Below are 16,335 nucleotides of genomic sequence, written 5' to 3' on the forward strand. Positions count from 1 at the left end.
CGTACCGTGGGCGCGGAAGGGCGGGGCGGGAAGGCGTACCGGTGGGCGGGCGGGAAGGCGTACCGGTGGGCGGGCGGGAAGGCGTACCGGGTGGGCGGCGGGAAGGGAAGGTGTACCGGGTGATATCGAGCGCGCCGGGGGTTCGGGCGGGAGGATCCTCGTCTACGGTTGAATGCCGTGACAACCTGGTCTTCTGATCACCCCGGCGAGGTGGAGCTCGACTTCGCGCGCGAGTGGGTGGAGTTCTACGACCCGGACAATGCCGAGCACCTGATCGCCGCGGATCTGACCTGGCTGTTGTCCCGGTGGACCTGCGTCTTCGGGACGCCGGCATGTCGGGGCACCGTCGAGGATCGGCCCGACGACGGCTGCTGCTCACATGGCGCGTTTCTGTCCGACGACGACGACCGCGCCCGGCTCGACGACGCGGTCAAGCAGCTCACCGCCGACGACTGGGAGTTCCGGAGCAGAGGCTTGGGCCGCAAGGGCTACCTCGAAATGGACGAGTACGACGGAAAACCCAACCTGCGGACCCGAAAGTACAAGGGCGCCTGCATTTTTCTGAACCGTCCCGGCTTCAAGGCGGGAATCGGGTGCGCGCTGCACACCAAGGCGCTCAAGCTCGGCCGCGAACCACACACCATGAAGCCAGATGTCTGTTGGCAGTTGCCGATCCGGCGCACCCAGGACTGGGTGACCCGCCCAGACGGGACGGAGATCCTCAGGACCACCGTCACAGAGTACGACCGTCGCGGCTGGGGTGAGGGCGGCGCCGATCTGCACTGGTACTGCACGGGTGACCCGGCGGCGCACGTCGGCGTCAAGGCGGTGTGGGAGTCGTACGCCCCCGAACTGACCGAACTCCTCGGCGAGAAGGCCTATGCGGAGCTGGCCGCAATGTGTAAGCGGCGCAGCGGTTTAGGGCTCATCGCCGTGCATCCGGCGACCCTGGCCGCGGATTAGCGCGATCATGAGCGAAGCCCTGTTCCTGTTTCGCCTGATCCCGCCGCGCGACGACTTCGCGCAGACGATGACCGCTGACGAGCAGCAGGTGATGGCTCAGCACTCGCAGTACTGGCAGGAGTTGCTGACCGCGGGCAAGGTCGTGGTGTACGGTCCGGTCGCCGACCCGGAAGGGGTCTGGGGGCTCGGGATCGTCCGCGCCACCAGTCGCGGTGAGGTCCTCGAGTTGGGCGATGACGATCCGTCGGTTTCCGCCGGCGTCAACACGTTCGAGGTCTTCGAGATCATGGGCGCCCGCACCGGCTGACCGCTCTGCCCCTCATGGTGAACATGTCACCGACGATTGACCGGGCGCAACGGAAGCGATCTTCGTTGATGGCGGGCTTGCCACCGGCGCTCGCTATGATCAATGCGATGCTGACGGCTTCGGATCCAGTCACATGGCAACCGCGGCGCATCGCCATCGCAGGAGTAACGGGTTCGGGCAAATCAACTCTGGCCAAGGCCCTGTCTGAACGCCTCGGGCTTCCCTACGTTGAGATCGATAGTCTGTTTCACGGCCCCGACTGGCAACCGAGACCTGAGTTCGTCAGTGATGTCGAGAGAATCATCTCTGGACACTCGTGGGTGATCGAGTGGCAGTACTCATCTGTCCGTCCCCAGATTGCCGAGCGTGCCGACACACTGCTCTGGCTGGATCTCCCCACACCGATCGCGCTGTATCAGTTGGTGCGCCGAACGATCCGTAGGCGGCTGCAGCGCGTGGAGTTGTGGAACGGCAATTACGAAGTGTCCCTGCACAGATTCTTCTGCGATCCCGATCACATCTGCGCTGGGGAATCCGAACCCGCAACAAGTGTCGCGACCGGGTACCTGCTCTCGATGCACGCCATTCAAACTTGCGCGTGGTGCGACTCACGTCCCGGCAGGAGATCGATGTCTGGGCCAGCCACCTCGCCACCGATCCCAGAACGGATAGCCGCTAGCAGTCCGCTAGCAGGGAGACCGCGGGGCCCTTGATCCGCCCTCGACACAGCCCGTCGGCCTGCCACTGGTGAACCGCGGAGACCCCACGACGATCTACCGAAGGGATGATCGACAGCACCAAGAGACGCAAAGCCCGCCGCGTTGCGCGATCAACTGCGCAGTCGTTACAGACGAAGTCGCCGCGCGAGTGCCCCCTTGCCTCCGCGCGAGGGACGCAAAGATGACCGAACTGGGAAGCTTGCGTCTCGCGGGAAAGGGGAAGCGATCAGCCCTCGAGCTTGTAGCCCAGGCCGCGGACGGTGACCAGATGCACCGGGTTGGCCGGGTCTGCCTCGATCTTCGACCGCAGACGCTTGACGTGTACGTCGAGCGTCTTGGTGTCCCCGACGTAGTCGGCACCCCACACCCGGTCGATCAGCTGGCCGCGGGTGAGGACCCGTCCGCTGTTGCGCATCAGATACTCGAGAAGGTCGAATTCCTTGAGCGGCAATGTAACCGACTCCCCGTTGACGCTGACCACATGACGCTCGACATCCATCCGCACTGGCCCGGCCTCCAGCACGCTGTCGCCGATGCCCGAATCGTCGGCGTCGCTGCCGCGCCTCAGCACGGCCCGGATGCGCGCGATCAGCTCACGCGCCGAGTAGGGCTTGGTGACGTAGTCGTCGGCACCGAGTTCCAGCCCGACGACCTTGTCGATCTCGCTGTCCCGTGCGGTCACCATGATCACCGGCACACTCGATCGTGACCGCAGCTGCTTGCAGACGTCGGTACCGCTCATTCCCGGCAGCATCAGGTCGAGCAGCACGATGTCGGCGCCGGAGCGCTCGAATTCGGCCAGCGCCGAGGGCCCGTCGGCGACAACGGTGGCCTCGAAACCCTCTTTGCGCAGCAGAAAGGCCAGGGGATCGGCCAGGGACTCCTCGTCCTCCACGATCAACACACTGGTCATCGGTCTCAATGGTCCTCTCGGTCGTCCGATGGGTCATCGGTCTCGGGGTTCGCCGGAATCGACAGTGTGAAGGTCGATCCCGTGCCCGGCTGACTCCACAGCCGGATGGAGCCGTTGTGATTGGCCGCGACGTGCTTGACGATCGCGAGGCCCAGCCCGGTGCCGCCGGTGGCCCGGGAGCGCGCCTTGTCGACGCGGAAAAAGCGTTCGAAGACCCGTTCCTGGTCGGACTTCGCGATGCCGATGCCACGGTCGGTGACCGCGATCTCGACGTTGTCGCCACGGCGCCGTCGGCTGATCGAGACGGATGATCCGTTGGGCGAGTAGGCGATCGCGTTGGAGATCAGGTTCGCCAGCGCCGTCACGAGCAGCGTCTCGTCTCCCAGCACGCGAAAGCCGGTGGGCGCATCGGTGGTGATGGCGATATCCGCGTTGTCGGCGGCCACCTTGTGCCGCGACAGCGCCTCGTTCACCACGGTGTCGACCTCGACGGATTCCAGGTCCGGCAGCCGCTCGGCACCCTGCAGCCGCGACAGCTCGATCAGCTCGCCGACCATATTGGCCAGCCGGTGCGATTCGGCGAGCATCTTGTTGGCGAAGTGGCACACGGTGTCGGGGTCGTCGGCAGAGGCGAGCAACGCCTCGGCCAGCACGCCCATCGCCCCGACGGGCGTCTTGAGCTCATGGCTGACATTGGCCACGAAATCACGCCTAGTGGCCTCCATACGGGCATGCTCGGACTCGTCATCGACGTAGACGACGGCGAACCTACGGTCCTCTTCGGTGAGCAGCTTGACCTGGCCGCGCACCGAAAGGCCGGAGCGACCGGGGTGTGCCCGCCTGCGCGGGGACAGGTCGACCTCGATGTCCTCGCCGGTGGCCAGCGTGCGTTCGGCGGCCAGCCAGGCGCGGTCGTCGAGCAGCCGGTCACGCACCAGGCCCAGCTCGCGGGCGCGCTCGTTGAGGTAGACGACGTCACGATAGGTGTCCACGACGACGATGCCCACCGGCGCCGCTGAGACGATGTGCGCGAGCATCTGAGAGACGGTTATCCCTGCCTGCGCGGATGCCTCGGCGCGCCTGCGCTCGGTGATCCGCGGTGCGAGACCGGCACCGATCGCGGCGCCGATCGTCAGTGCGAGGAGCGCCACGACTGCCGTCAACAGCAGCGCACTTAACGCACTCACGAGAAAAGCGTACGCATTCGGTGAACGTCATCCCAGCAGCGTGCGGCCAAATCGGGACAAGTCACACACTCCCGACCAGGTATTCGCGGTGCGTTCACGCGATGTTTGCCGGTGCGATGCCGCCGGCCCCGTCAGGCACCTACTTGGCGGCGCCTTGGGCCGCAACGGCGGCGGCGCCTGCGGCGGCGGCCTCCGGGTCCAGGTAGGTGCCGCCGACGACCTTGGGCTTCAGATCGCCGTCGAGGTCATAGCGCAGCGGGATGCCGGTCGGAATGTTGAGTTCCACGACCGCCTCGTCGGACATGCCGTCGAGATACTTCACCAGCGCGCGCAGCGAGTTGCCGTGCGCGGCGATCAGCACGGTCTTGCCTGCCTGCAGGTCGGGCACGATGGCCTCGGTGAAGTAGGGCACGAACCGGGCGACCACGTCGGCCAGGCATTCGGTGAGCGGTCCACCGTCGATGTCGGCGTACCGCGGGTCGGCGTCCTGGCTGTACTTGCTGCCCTTCTCGATCGGGGGCGGCGGAGTGTCATAGCTACGGCGCCAGGCCATGAACTGCTCCTCGCCGTACTTGGACTTCGTCTCCGCCTTGTCCAGGCCCTGCAGCGCGCCGTAGTGGCGTTCGTTGAGACGCCAGTCGCGGTGTACCGGGATCCACAGCCGGTCCGCCGTGTCCAAGGCGACGTGCGCGGTGGTGATCGCCCTCCGCAGCAGCGACGTGTACAGCACGTCGGGCTGGCGATCCTCCTCGGCGATCAACTCCCCCGCGCGGACGGCCTCGGCCCGGCCCTTGTCGGTGAGATCGACGTCTACCCAGCCGGTGAACAAATTGAGTGCATTCCATTCGCTTTCGCCGTGGCGAAGCAAGATCAGCGTCGAGTCTCCCATGGCACCGATCCTCTCACGGGCGGCACCGGCCGCGCCGGGTAACGAGATCAAGGTCGGGTGTGCAAGACGCGGATATTCGCCAAGTACTCCGCCATGAGTACAAGGCGCCGCAGAACTCGCGTACACCTCTACCCTTGGGCGCAGCTCCTGCGCAAACACACCATGGTGCGTCCGATTTCTACGACACATGGGGGGATATCCATCGTGACCAGCGCAACGCATACCAACAACATCACCGCCTACGAGGTGGTCGGCGACTCCGGACCCACAGAAGATTCGGCGGCGGTACCGGCTACCGAGTACGAATCACCCAACGGGCTCGACCTCAACAACCACAACCTCGACGCGGAGGTGACCAATGCCGCCGTACAGCCGTCCGAGGACGTCCAGACGGAGGCCGGTGAGCCCGCGGGCGGCGATGAAACCGGGGGCGGCCCCACCGTCCTGGATGCGATCGTCGGCAGCTATCCGGAACTGGCCGACCTGTCCCGGGTCATCATCGGGACGGACGACCGCGTCCGGATCCAGAACACCGGCGTCTACCCTTGGTCGGCGATCTGCGCTCTGCGCATCACCGCGGCCGACGGGCGCCAGTTCATCGGGACCGGGTGGTTGATCAACCCGCGCACCATCATCACCGCGGGCCATTGTGTGTTCCTGCATGACGCGGGCGGCTGGGCTCGCTCGATCCGGGTCGTCCCCGGATGCAATGATGCCGCCGAGCCGTTCGGCGCCCGGGTCGGCACAGCGCTGCGCAGCACGACGGGCTGGGTCAACAGCAAGAAGCGTGAAAATGACTACGGCGCCATCCTTCTGGCAACCCCGTTCGATCGGTTCCCCGGCTCCTTCGGATTCGCCACCCGGTCCGACTCGGCGCTGCTCGGCTCGGCTCTGAACCTGTCGGGTTATCCGGGTGACAAGGGCGGGCGCCAGCAGTGGTTCATGGCCCAGCGCCCCAAGTCGGTGTCCGCCCAGGTGATCACCTACGACATCGACACCTACGGCGGTCAGAGCGGTTCGCCGGTGTGGGTGCTGCAGAACGGCAACCGCTACGCGGTCGGTGTTCACACCAACGGAAGCTCGTCGGGCAACTCGGCCACCAGGATCACCAGTGGGGTGTTCAACAACCTGCAGAACTGGAAGAACCTCGGGGCCTGAGGTTGGCCGTCGTCGCATTCCAGGATGCCGCCGGGCGGCCGTTGTCAGGTGCTGTGGTCAGCATCGTCGCGGCGCCAGGCGAATTCCACGACCTCGCCATGATCACTGATCGCCTGGGTGAAATACGTTTCACACCCACAGGATTCGGTGATTACGAGTTCGGCGTGTACTTCGGGGGTTCGACCAGGAACGTCCTGGTGCGCATCGTCGACGCCGACACCCGGCTGACCGTGGAGATGGATTAGCGCGCCTCGGGATGCTCGATGAGGTGCTCGAAGGCCCGCAGGTTCTTCAGGGACTCACCGCGGGCGACCCGCCACTCCCACTCCTTCTGGATCGACGAGCGGAAGCCCAACTCCAGCAGGGTGTTGAAGTCGGAGTCGACGGCCTCGAGCACCTGCCCGAGCACCCGGTCGATCTCGTCGGCGGTCACCGCGCTCAGCGCCATCCGCCCGACGAGGTAGATGTCGCCGACGTTGTCGAGGGTGTAGGCCACCCCGTAGAGCCTGCGGTTGCGCTTGAGCAGGAAGCGGTAGACCGCCTCGTGGTTCTCGTCGGGTTTGCGGCAGACGAACGCCTCCACCCGCACCGAGTGCTCCCCGATGGACAGGATGGTGTTGGTCTTGAGCCTGCGTTCGCCGGGCAACTCGACGATGATGCCGGGCAGCCCACCGTGCGCCCCCGCGTGATGGGTGTAGATCAGGCCGTGCTCGTCGAGGGTGTCCTCGATGACCCGCTGCACCGATGCGGTCAAGCGCGGACACCCCTTCGCATCGAGAACCGACGTCCGGTGCGCGGGGGTGTCGCGGGCTGGTGGTCCCGCCGGTAGTCGACGATCGCACGTCCGTAGCTGGCGAGCAGCCCGTCGACGGTGTGTAACCACGAGAAGCCGCCGGCGTGCTCGACCGCGGCCGCGCTCATCGTCTGCGGGCCACGGCGCAGGAGGTCGTCGACGGCCCGTGCCCAATCACCCGCGTCGTGGCCGTCGACCAGGGTGCCGCTGACGCCGTCGCGCACCGCGACCGGCAGCCCGCCGACGGCCGCGGCGACCACCGGGGTGCCGCAGGCCTGGGCCTCGACCGCCACCAGCCCGAAGGATTCGGAGTAGCTGGGCACGACGACGAGGTCGGCGGCCCGGTACACGCCGACGAGCTGCTCACGCGTGCGCGGCGGCAGGAATGTCACGCGCGAGGAGATGCCCAGCTCGTCGGCCAGCCGGATGAGCGTGTCGGGCGCCTGCAGCCCGCTGCCGGATGGCCCACCGGCCACCAGCACCCGCACCCCTGGCAGTTTCGCGGCTGCGCGCAGCAGCACATCGGGCGCCTTGAGCGGTTGGATCCTGCCGATGAACGCCAGCACCCGTTCGTCGGGCGCCAGCCCGAGTTCGGCGCGGGCGGCGAGCCTGTCACCGGGGGTGAACATGTCGAGATCCACCCCCGGATGGACCACGTCGATTCTGGCCGGATTGGCATGATGCAGCGAAATCAGTTGGTGCGCTTCGAGTTCGGTATTGACGACCAACCGGTCGGCTTCGTCGACGACCTGCTGCTCACCCACCGCGCGCAGCGGCGGCTCCGGTGAATCACCCTCGGCCAGCGCGGCATTCTTCACGGAGGCCAGCGTGTGCGCGGTGTGCACGAGCGGAACCGCCCAGCGGTCCCTGGCCAGCCAGCCCACCTGACCGGAGAGCCAGTAGTGCGAATGCACGACGTCGTAGTACCCGGGCTCGTGGGTCGCCTCGGCGCGCAGCACGCCCGCGGTGAACGCGCAGAGCTGCGTGGGCAGGTCGTATTTGTCGAGTCCCTCGAAGGGGCCGGCGATGACGTTGCGCACCAGCACCCCGGGGGCCACCCGCACAATCGGCGGATCGGCCGACGACGTGGCCCTGGTGAAGATCTCCACCTCGACGCCGCGGCGGGCCATGTGCAGTGCGGTCTGCAGCACGTAGACGTTCATGCCGCCCGCGTCACCGGTGCCGGGCTGGGCGAGAGGTGAGGTGTGCACGGAGATCACCGCGACGCGTTTGGGAGCCGGGACGGCGACATCCGGACCGACAGCCCGGACGCCTTCACCGTCGGGCTGCGCCGCAGGGATCCCGGTCGGATTTGAGTCACGCCGCACTCCGCTATCTTTGCACTGTCCGCGAAGGGCCCTGGTCGCGCGGGGTCGCCCGGCACGCGACGCGTGCGGCGCATCGGCACCCGACGCGTGCGGCGCTTCGGCGATCAGGCGGCCAGCGCGCGCCGCATCGCGCCGATGGGGTCGGCGTAGATTCCGCCGAGGGAGACCACGCCGGCGCCCGCTTCCTGCACCCGGTTGCCGAAGGCGGTGACGCGGATGGCCCGGGTTGGCAGCACCGATCGCGCGGCGTAGGCCTCTTCGACCTGCCCCATGGCCTCGGGGTACTCGGTGAACGCCTGGCCGCCGACGACCAGGTCGTCCGGGTTGAGCAGGTCGCGCAGGAGAGCTACGGCCTCCCCGAGCACTCGGGCCCGTTCGGCCAGCAGTTCCACGGCCCGGGGATCGCCCTGTCGGGCCGCCCGCTGCACGGCGGCCAGTGTGGAGGCCGCACCGTCGGGCGCAACGATGCGCAGCTTGCGAGCCGCCGCGAGCACGGCCTCGTCGCTGACGGTTGACTCCAATTGGCCACTGCCGCCCAGCAATTCGGAGTGTGCGGGTAGCGCGGCGATGGTTCCCGGGCCGCTGATCGGCGAATGCACCTCACCGCCGATCGACAGTGCGTAGCCGACGGTCTCGCGCGCATATACGTACAGGCTGGTCTGGGCGGGACCCTGCAGGCGGCGCACGCCGAGCAGCAGTTCGGCACCAGCCATGGCGTCGACGTGGGAGGCCAGCGACACCGGCAGCCCGAGCGCCTCCGCCAGCACCGGCCCGACGGGCGCATCCGACCAGCCCAGCCGCGAATGGTTCAGGTGTCCCACGGCGGAATCGACGACGCCGCCCGCGGCCACCCCCACCCACAACGGCCTGCGGCGGTGCCAGCGGCCGAGGTAACGCCGGGCGCTCTCAGCCAGCGATGTCAGGGCGGCAGCCTGCCCGCCGCGCGGCGTCGCCGTCTCAACCGCGTCCAGCGTCCTGCCGAACAGGTCGGTGGCAACGATGCTGGTGGTCCTGGCCCCGATGTGCAGGCCCAGCGTCAGGAACGGTTCGTGATTGACCTCTACGGGCACGCGTGGGCGACCGATCGCGCCGGACACCGCGAGGTCGGCGCGTTCTCGCAGCACCCCCGCGTCCAAGAGGGCGGTCACCTGACGGTTCACTGTCGCGATGCTCAGCTGGGTGACTTTGGCGATGGTGTCGCGTGCGATCGGGCCGCGGGTGCGGGCCGCTGCGAAAACCGACGCGGCGGCGGCGTCGGCCAGCCGCAGCGAGGGGGCGACGATGTGATGGCGGTTCAGCGAGGGGCGCTGCCGGAGAGCGGTGGCGGTGTGTACGCGAAGCGCGCGATCCGAGTTGAGCACGGAGGTGTCCTTATTGTGAGTCGGGTGGTGGGCGGTGGCCACACCTGGAGACTCAGAAGGACGGGCGGAAAGTCCTTGGCTCGGTCAGGCGCGGCGAGATGCGCGACAACAACAACACGCGCGCCGCGCGGCGAGGCCGAATGCCTGACCAGTCCGATACACACGAAGAACTTAGCACGCCAACTAAGGTTGTTCGGATGACGACTCCTCCAGCCGGCCAGCGCGTCGCGGTGGTGACCGGGGCCAGCGCCGGAATCGGTGAAGCGACCGCGAAAACTCTTGCCGCACAAGGCTTTCACGTAGTGTGCGTGGCGCGCCGAGCGGGCCGGGTCGAAACGTTGGCCCGCGAGATCGGCGGAACCGCTGTTGTGGCGGATGTCACCGACGACGCCGCGGTGGCCGATCTGGCGCGCCAACTCGACCGAGTCGATGTGCTGGTGAACAACGCAGGTGGGGCGCGCGGACTGGCACCGGTGGCCGACGCCGATCTGGATCACTGGCGCTGGATGTGGGAGACCAACGTGCTGGGCACGCTGCGGGTGACACGCGCGTTGCTGCCCCTGCTGATCGCCTCCGGCGACGGGCTGATCGTCACCGTCACCTCGGTCGCGGCGCTGGAGACGTACGACGGTGGGTCGGGTTACACCTCCGCGAAACACGCCCAGGGTGTGCTGCATCGCACGCTGCGCGGTGAGCTGTTGGGAAAGCCGGTGCGGCTCACCGAGATCGCGCCGGGAATGGTGAAGACGGACTTCTCGCTGCGCCGCTTCGAGGGCGACTCCGCGCGCGCCGACGCGGTCTATGCGGGGCTAACCCCACTGGTGGCCGAGGACGTCGCGGAGGTCATCGGGTTCGTCGCATCCCGGCCGTCACACGTCGACCTGGACTTGGTCGTGATCCGGCCGCGCGATCAGGTGAGCGGCGGACGGCTCAACCGCCGCCAGTAGGTCCTCCCCCTGTCGAGCGTCGACTTATGCGACGCTACATCGACGCGCGTGTGCGACATGTCCACGCTCGGCGATTGGGCGCGTCAGCCACCGGCGGGAGCGGGGCTTGTCGTCGGCGTGCCCGACAGCGTCGGTGCGTCCGACGGTGTGGCAGGCGCGCTCGCGGGGATACCGGACGGTGTCTTGGCGCTGATGGCCGACATCGACGTCCACTCGTCCCAGCCGACGGCCCAGTCCCAGATGTCCCCGTCGGCGTAGGACAGCTCGATCGAGGTGCCGCTGACTTCGACCGGGTCGCCGTACACCGCGCTGTTGAAATACTGCTGCGCGTCGTCGATCGACAGGTTGATGCAGCCGTTGGTCACGTTGGTATTGCCTTGCGCGCCAAGGCTTGCCGGGTTCGCATGGATGAACTCGCCGTTGTTGGAGATGCGCACCGCGAACCGCTCGTGGACGTTGCTGTACCCGGCGGCCGGGTTGGACATGTAGAAGTCCTCGTACTTCTCGGTGACGACGTGGACGCCGCTGCGGGTGACGTTGCGCGGCAGGTCGCCCTCGCCGTAGCTGCACGGGAAGTCCATGATCACCCCGTCGTCGGTGATCACCTGGATACGGTGGCTGGACGCCTCCGCCTTGACGACCTGGCGGCGCCCGATGGAGAAGTCCAGCGTGGCGTCCTGCGCACCGTAGGCGCCATCCCCGAACGGCACGCCGTACAGCCGGGCGTCCACCCGCACCGTGGTCCCCGGCGGGAAGTACTCACGGCTGCGCCAGTGCACCCGCGACCCGGCGGCCTCGTCGGGCAGCCACGCCCAGCTCCCCTCCACCGCCGGCTCGGTGGTGACCTTCAGCGCCTTCTCGACCGATGCCTTATCGCTGATCGAGGCGTCGAACTGCAGGATGACGGGCGCCGCAACGCCGACGACCTGGCCGTCGGCGAGCTGGAACTGGCCGTTGACCTGCGTGGTGGGTTCGACGGTGGTGAACTCGCCCGTGACCGGGACCGCCTTGCCATCACGGCCTACCACGGAACCCGCCCAGGTGTAGGTCACCCCGTAGCCGAGGGGTTCGGTGGTGGCATAGGCGGTGTGGTCGCGATTCAACTCGCCCGCGACCACCTTGCCGTCGGCATTGGTCAGTGTGAGTCGCTGGATCCAGCCGTTGCTGACCTCGACCCCGACTGGAGCGGTGGGCGCCACGCCGGTGGCGGCGTCGGCGGGCTGGAACGTCAACGACGGCGCGGCGGGGGCGGCCGCGTCATCCGGCTTGCCGGCCGGGTGTTGGGTACACGCGGCCAGCGCGCCCGGGGCGGCGATCACCGCGAGGGCGGCCAAGGCACGCCGCCGACTGATCGGCGGCAATCCGCGGGCTGGGCTCACGTGTAAACAGGCTACCTAGAGAGTGCACCCAACCAGTACCGGCTCCGGTGTGAGTTCGATCCCGAATGCCGAACGCACACCGTCGCGGACACGTCTGGCCAGCGCGATCACGTCGGCGGTCGTGGCCCAGCCCCGGTTCGTCAGCGCCAGCGCGTGTTTGGTCGACAGCGTCGCCGGGGCGCCGGCGCCGGGGAACCCCTTGCCGAACCCGGCCCGCTCCACCAGCCAGCCCGCGGCCAGCTTCACGCCGTCGTTCGCGAGATAGTGGGGGACGGCGCCGGCAAGGGGTTCCCCGACGGCGACGCGCAGCCTGTCGAACTGGGCGGTCGTCACCACGGGATTGGTGAAGAACGAGCCGACGCTCCAGGTGTCGTGGTCGGAGTCGTCGAGCACCATGCCTTTGCCTGCCCGCAGCGCGAGGACCGCGTCGCGGACGCGTACCGGATCCGTGCGCGTGCCGGGTTCGGCTCCCAGGACCGCGGTGAGTTCGCCGTAGCGGAGCGGCGCGCTGCGGCCCGCGGAGTCCAGCCTGAACTCCACCTCGAGGACGACGGCCGCATCGGAATGCTTGAGGACGCTGGTCCGGTAGCCGAACCGCAGCTCCCCGGGCGCCACCCAATGGTCACGCCCCGTCCGGCGGTCCAGCAGCCGCACCCGGATGATGGTGTCGGCCACCTCCGCGCCGTAGGCCCCGACGTTCTGCACCGGTGTGGCCCCCGCCGAGCCGGGGATGCCCGACAGGCATTCCAGCCCGCCCAGCCCGTTGTCCAGGGCGGCGACGACGACGTCGTCCCACACCGCACCGGCCTCGGCGCGCACCAGGTCGCCCTCGACGGTGATCGCGGCGTTGGCGACCCGCACCACCGTCAGGTCTGGCTGATCGTCGCCGAGCACCACATTGGAGCCGCCGGCCAGCAGCAGTACCGGTCCCGACCCGTCGGCGTCGAGGGCCCTCACCACCGCGACGAGCTGCTCGGTGGTGGCGCAGTCGATCAGGCGGCGGGCCACAGGCCCGACCCGCAGCGTGGTCAGTGGGGCCAACGGAACCGATTCGGCGACCGCGACACCGGCGACACGCGAACTGACCACGGGCGGTAACGGTAGCGTGACCAGCTATGCCGCGCTCATTCGACATCGCCGCCGAATACGAGGGCAGCGTCGAACAGCTACACGGGACATTCGGCGAGGATCCGTACTGGCAGGCGCGGCTTGCCGATTCCGGCGCCGACCGCGCGACGCTGGACTCACTGCAGGTCAGCGCGGACGGCGCCATCGGCATCACGACGACACAGGTGCTGCGCGCCGACCGGCTGCCCGGCGTCGTCGCCCAGTTCTACCGGGGCGACCTGACCATCAAGCGCGAGGAGCGCTGGACCCCGGTGCGTGACGGCCGGGCGACCGGCAAGATCGTCGGCACCGTCCCGGGCGCCCCCGCGTCGCTGTCCGCCGCGATGACCCTGGCTCCGAAATCGGCGGGCACCGGGTCGCGGCAGGAATTCACGATCACCGTGGACGTCCGCGTCCCGCTGGTCGGCGGCAAGATCGAGGAGTTCATCGGCAAGGGATTGATCGACCTGCTCATCGCGGAGCAGCGGTTCACCACGCACTGGATCGCGGAGCACACCTGAGGGGAACGCCGGGGCCGGTCGGGCAGCCCACCCGCGGCACCACGGGCCACAACCGGCTGCGCCGCGGCGACCGCTGGCTGGTCCACGAACCGCGCGTGCGGACCGCGATCCAGTCCGCCGCCGACCCGCTCGCGATCGACCTCGGATACGGCGCACTTCCGATCACCACGCTGGAACTCGCGGAGCGCCTGCGCGCGGTGCGGCCGGATGTGCGCGTCGTCGGTCTGGAGATCCATCCCGAGCGCGTAGTGGCCCCGCGGCGCGGCGTGACCTTCGCCCTGGGTGGGTTCGAGCTGGCGGGGCTGCGTCCGGTGCTGGTCCGCGCGTTCAACGTGCTGCGGCAGTATCCGCCCGAGGAGGTGCCCGGCGCGTGGGCGATGATGCGCGCCCGGCTCGCCCCCGGCGGGCTGATCGTCGACGGCACCTGCGACGAACTCGGCCGCCGCTGCGCGTGGGTGCTGCTGGACGCGGAGGGACCGGTCAGCCTGACCCTGGCGTGCGACCCGTTCGCCATCGACCGTCCGTCGGATCTCGCCGAACGGCTGCCGAAGGTGCTCATTCACCACAACGTCGCCGGGTACGCGATCCACGCGCTGCTACTCGCCGCTGACCGCGCCTGGGCCAGCGCCGCCGGACACGGCGTCTTCGGCCCGCGGATACGCTGGCGGGCCATGTTGGGCTTGCTTCGCGACGAGGGCTATCCCGTCGAGCCGCCCCGCCGCAGGATGCGCGACGGGGTGCTCACCGTGCCGTGGGAGTTGGTCGCCCCTGCGTGAAGTGCACCCGCGAAATAGCATTCCTGGCTGCGATTTTCACCAAAGTGCGACCAGTGCTGTTATCTCGCGGGGAGTTGTCAGACGGGGTCGGGCTCGGGTTTGCGCGCCATGACCATATCGTCGTGTTCGATGGCCTCGACGGTCTCGTCGAGCGCGTCGTCGACGTCCTGTGCTACCTGGATGTCCAGGCCGCGGATGTGCGCGGGCGGCGTGGACAGCGACACCGCGACGTAGGTGACCAGACCCGCGATGGCCGCGATGAACGTCGGCCAGCCGTCGAATTCCGGCCCGATCAGCCCGTTCTCGATGTAAAGGATGGTGTTCTCGACGCCGAACATCGTCGGGGTCATCACGAACAACCCGACGCGCACCACGGCACCCACGATCATCGAGGCGATCGCCGCCTTGGTGGTTCCCCTGCGCCACACGAGGCCGAGGATGAACGGCACGGTCAGACAGGCCAGCATCAGGTCGAACGCCAGCGTGAGCAAGATGCCGGTCTGCTGGACGTAGATCGCGATCGCGATGGACAGCAGCGTCATCGGCACCATCACGATGCGGGTGGCGCGCAGCAACGGGTCGGTCTGGCCGGGCAGGTGCACGCGCCGGACACCGCCGAGGTTGCGGACGCTGACGTTGGAGATCGCCAGGATGGCGCCGTTGGCGGTGCTCATCGAGGCGCCCACCAGGCCGCACAACACGACGATCGTCAGCGCCAGCGGCGCGTAACGGTCCAGCAGCACGAACAGCACCGGTCCGTCGAGTTCCTCGGGCAGGAACGAATGCGCCGCGAGCACCACCAGGCCGAACGGCACGCAGATCGCGACAGTCCCCGCTGAAGCGCTGAAGCAGGCCTTGCGGGCCGCCTCCGGCGACTTGGCGGAGAACACCCGCTGCATGAAGTCGATCGCGACGACGTCGCCGATACCCAGCGCGATCAACGTCGCCCAGTTGATCACCGCACCCTGGGCGGGGTCGGACAGCTGGCCGAGTGCGAGCGGGCCCGTGCCCTCGGCAATGTTGATGCCGTGGGTGCTGGACATCCAGAAGAACAGGCCGATGGCACCGACCAGGATCAGCGCCATCTGGATGATTGCGGTGTACGCGTCGGCGATCAGCCCGCCCGTGCCGGTGTAGGCGACGGCGATGACCGCGATAAGCACCACGCCCAGCCAGTACGGCAGCCCCATGAAGTAGTTGAACAGCAGCCCGCCTGCGACCAGATTGCCCGCCACGAGCATGCAGAAGGCGATGATCAGCAGGATCGACGCGCCGACCTCCACGGAGCGGCCGAACCGCAGGCGGTAGTAATCGGGGAAGGATGTCAACCCCATCCGGTTCATGGGTTTGGCGAAGAAGACGCCCGTGACGAACAGGCACAGGGCCAGGCCGAGGGGCAGACAGGCGCCCGCCCAGAAACCGAACTCGTAGGCCAGGTCGGTATTGCCCAGCGTGGCGTTGGTGTCCACGGCCGCGCCCATGAGAGCACCGCCGACCAGCCAGAACGGCAACATTCGGCCACCGACGAGGAAGTTGGAGCTGTCGCCCTCGACCTTCTTGGAAACGTAGAAACCGACGATCACGACGACGGCGATGCTGATGGCGACGCCTAAGAGAACCATTTTGGAGCCTCCCGATAATGCGTTGGAGTTCTCCCGGGCTTTTCTCCCGCCGTGGAACGCCCGCGCGTCGGTGCCCGGCCGCCTGCGTCTCTCGGACCAGACCCGGCCACCGACGAGCATGACGACCAATGGCAGGCGGAACCCTAGACGCGCCCCACAAGTGAATGTGAGTCGCTGATCAGGAAAGCCCCGGTTCATTACCGGAACCGACGCACGGTGTTAACGACGTGTTGCATCTAGCGCTGGACAGGACTTCGCGGGTCTGCCAACAATGGCCCGCAGGAGCCGGGCCTCGTGGCCCACCGATGGCTCCCCGGACGAGGTGCGTCGTACCCGGTCAGCGACAAGACGGCGCGGAGGAGCAC

General features: G+C 68.1%; 16 protein-coding genes and 2 riboswitches. Of the genes, 7 read left to right on the plus strand and 9 right to left on the minus strand.

The genetic code is table 11. The annotated features are described in order from the left end of the window. The first annotated feature begins 177 nt into the window (after positions 1-177). Both ADBZ6K_RS12655 and ADBZ6K_RS12660 read left to right on the plus strand, forming a co-directional pair. The gene (locus ADBZ6K_RS12655) at positions 178-963 is read left to right on the plus strand and encodes a DUF3109 family protein (protein WP_526347073.1); all 786 of its coding nucleotides are present in this window, start codon (positions 178-180) and stop codon (positions 961-963) included. A 7-nt stretch (positions 964-970) separates the two neighbouring features. Next, positions 971-1,270 carry a YciI family protein gene (locus tag ADBZ6K_RS12660; RefSeq protein WP_526347075.1) on the plus strand — a complete coding sequence of 100 codons (300 nt, stop codon included), beginning with the start codon at positions 971-973 and terminating at the stop codon, positions 1,268-1,270. Positions 1,271-2,215: 945 nt separating this feature from the next. Here the strand turns inward: ADBZ6K_RS12660 and regX are convergent. From regX to ADBZ6K_RS12675, 3 genes are all read right to left on the minus strand, one after another. Further along, complete coding sequence (gene regX, locus ADBZ6K_RS12665; RefSeq protein WP_526347077.1) at positions 2,216-2,902, minus strand: two-component sensory transduction protein RegX; 687 nt, start codon at positions 2,900-2,902, stop codon at positions 2,216-2,218. Between the two features lie 5 nt (positions 2,903-2,907). Further along, entirely contained in the window at positions 2,908-4,089 is a 1,182-nt protein-coding gene (locus ADBZ6K_RS12670) for a sensor histidine kinase (protein ID WP_526347079.1), read from the minus strand. A 139-nt stretch (positions 4,090-4,228) separates the two neighbouring features. Then, entirely contained in the window at positions 4,229-4,978 is a 750-nt protein-coding gene (locus tag ADBZ6K_RS12675) for a phosphoglyceromutase (protein ID WP_526347081.1), read from the minus strand. Between the two features lie 204 nt (positions 4,979-5,182). Here ADBZ6K_RS12675 and ADBZ6K_RS12680 point away from each other — a divergent pair, with 204 nt between their 5' ends. Then, positions 5,183-6,136, plus strand: coding sequence for a trypsin-like serine peptidase (locus ADBZ6K_RS12680; protein WP_526347083.1), 954 nt, complete (start codon positions 5,183-5,185; stop codon positions 6,134-6,136). Between the two features lie 98 nt (positions 6,137-6,234). Beyond that, positions 6,235-6,381: a hypothetical protein gene (locus tag ADBZ6K_RS12685; RefSeq protein WP_526347085.1), complete on the plus strand. Its 147-nt coding sequence runs from the start codon at positions 6,235-6,237 to the stop codon at positions 6,379-6,381. Here the strand turns inward: ADBZ6K_RS12685 and ADBZ6K_RS12690 are convergent. From ADBZ6K_RS12690 to ADBZ6K_RS12700, 3 genes are all read right to left on the minus strand, one after another. Beyond that, positions 6,378-6,890 (minus strand): YbjN domain-containing protein, encoded by a 513-nt coding sequence (locus tag ADBZ6K_RS12690; RefSeq protein ID WP_526347087.1) that lies wholly within the window; start codon positions 6,888-6,890, stop codon positions 6,378-6,380. The two genes, ADBZ6K_RS12685 and ADBZ6K_RS12690, sit on opposite strands and share 4 nt — an antisense overlap. After that, entirely contained in the window at positions 6,887-8,230 is a 1,344-nt protein-coding gene (mshA, locus tag ADBZ6K_RS12695) for a D-inositol-3-phosphate glycosyltransferase (protein ID WP_526347242.1), read from the minus strand. The genes ADBZ6K_RS12690 and mshA overlap by 4 nt, the downstream gene beginning before the upstream one ends. A 131-nt stretch (positions 8,231-8,361) precedes the next feature. Beyond that, positions 8,362-9,555 (minus strand): ROK family protein, encoded by a 1,194-nt coding sequence (locus tag ADBZ6K_RS12700; RefSeq protein WP_526347244.1) that lies wholly within the window; start codon positions 9,553-9,555, stop codon positions 8,362-8,364. A gap of 260 nt (positions 9,556-9,815) precedes the next feature. On the opposite strand from ADBZ6K_RS12700, the gene ADBZ6K_RS12705 reads away from it, so the two are divergent. Then, the gene (locus ADBZ6K_RS12705; protein ID WP_526347089.1) at positions 9,816-10,565 is read left to right on the plus strand and encodes an SDR family oxidoreductase; all 750 of its coding nucleotides are present in this window, start codon (positions 9,816-9,818) and stop codon (positions 10,563-10,565) included. Positions 10,566-10,648: 83 nt separating this feature from the next. Here ADBZ6K_RS12705 and ADBZ6K_RS12710 read toward each other — a convergent pair whose 3' ends face one another. Both ADBZ6K_RS12710 and ADBZ6K_RS12715 read right to left on the minus strand, forming a co-directional pair. Next, positions 10,649-11,944, minus strand: a complete 1,296-nt coding sequence (locus tag ADBZ6K_RS12710) for an Ig-like domain-containing protein (RefSeq protein ID WP_526347091.1) — start codon at positions 11,942-11,944, stop codon at positions 10,649-10,651. A 15-nt stretch (positions 11,945-11,959) separates the two neighbouring features. Further along, positions 11,960-13,033 carry a UDP-N-acetylmuramate dehydrogenase gene (locus tag ADBZ6K_RS12715; protein ID WP_526347093.1) on the minus strand — a complete coding sequence of 358 codons (1,074 nt, stop codon included), beginning with the start codon at positions 13,031-13,033 and terminating at the stop codon, positions 11,960-11,962. Between the two features lie 26 nt (positions 13,034-13,059). Here ADBZ6K_RS12715 and ADBZ6K_RS12720 point away from each other — a divergent pair, with 26 nt between their 5' ends. Next, positions 13,060-13,572, plus strand: coding sequence for a DUF2505 family protein (locus tag ADBZ6K_RS12720; RefSeq protein ID WP_526347095.1), 513 nt, complete (start codon positions 13,060-13,062; stop codon positions 13,570-13,572). Next, positions 13,569-14,348 carry a class I SAM-dependent methyltransferase gene (locus ADBZ6K_RS12725; RefSeq protein ID WP_526347246.1) on the plus strand — a complete coding sequence of 260 codons (780 nt, stop codon included), beginning with the start codon at positions 13,569-13,571 and terminating at the stop codon, positions 14,346-14,348. The genes ADBZ6K_RS12720 and ADBZ6K_RS12725 overlap by 4 nt, the downstream gene beginning before the upstream one ends. A gap of 77 nt (positions 14,349-14,425) precedes the next feature. On the opposite strand, the gene ADBZ6K_RS12730 is transcribed toward ADBZ6K_RS12725, so the two are convergent. Beyond that, a complete protein-coding gene (locus ADBZ6K_RS12730) occupies positions 14,426-15,970 on the minus strand; it encodes a high affinity choline transporter 1 (RefSeq protein WP_526347097.1) in 1,545 nt (514 codons plus the stop codon). A gap of 28 nt (positions 15,971-15,998) precedes the next feature. Next, positions 15,999-16,128, minus strand: a riboswitch (guanidine-I (ykkC/yxkD leader). A 133-nt stretch (positions 16,129-16,261) separates the two neighbouring features. Further along, positions 16,262-16,328, plus strand: a riboswitch (guanidine-III (ykkC-III) riboswitch). The last annotated feature ends 7 nt before the right edge of the window (positions 16,329-16,335 follow it).

The sequence above is a fragment of the Mycobacterium sp. genome (assembly GCF_044223235.1).
Lineage (GTDB): Bacteria > Actinomycetota > Actinomycetes > Mycobacteriales > Mycobacteriaceae > Mycobacterium.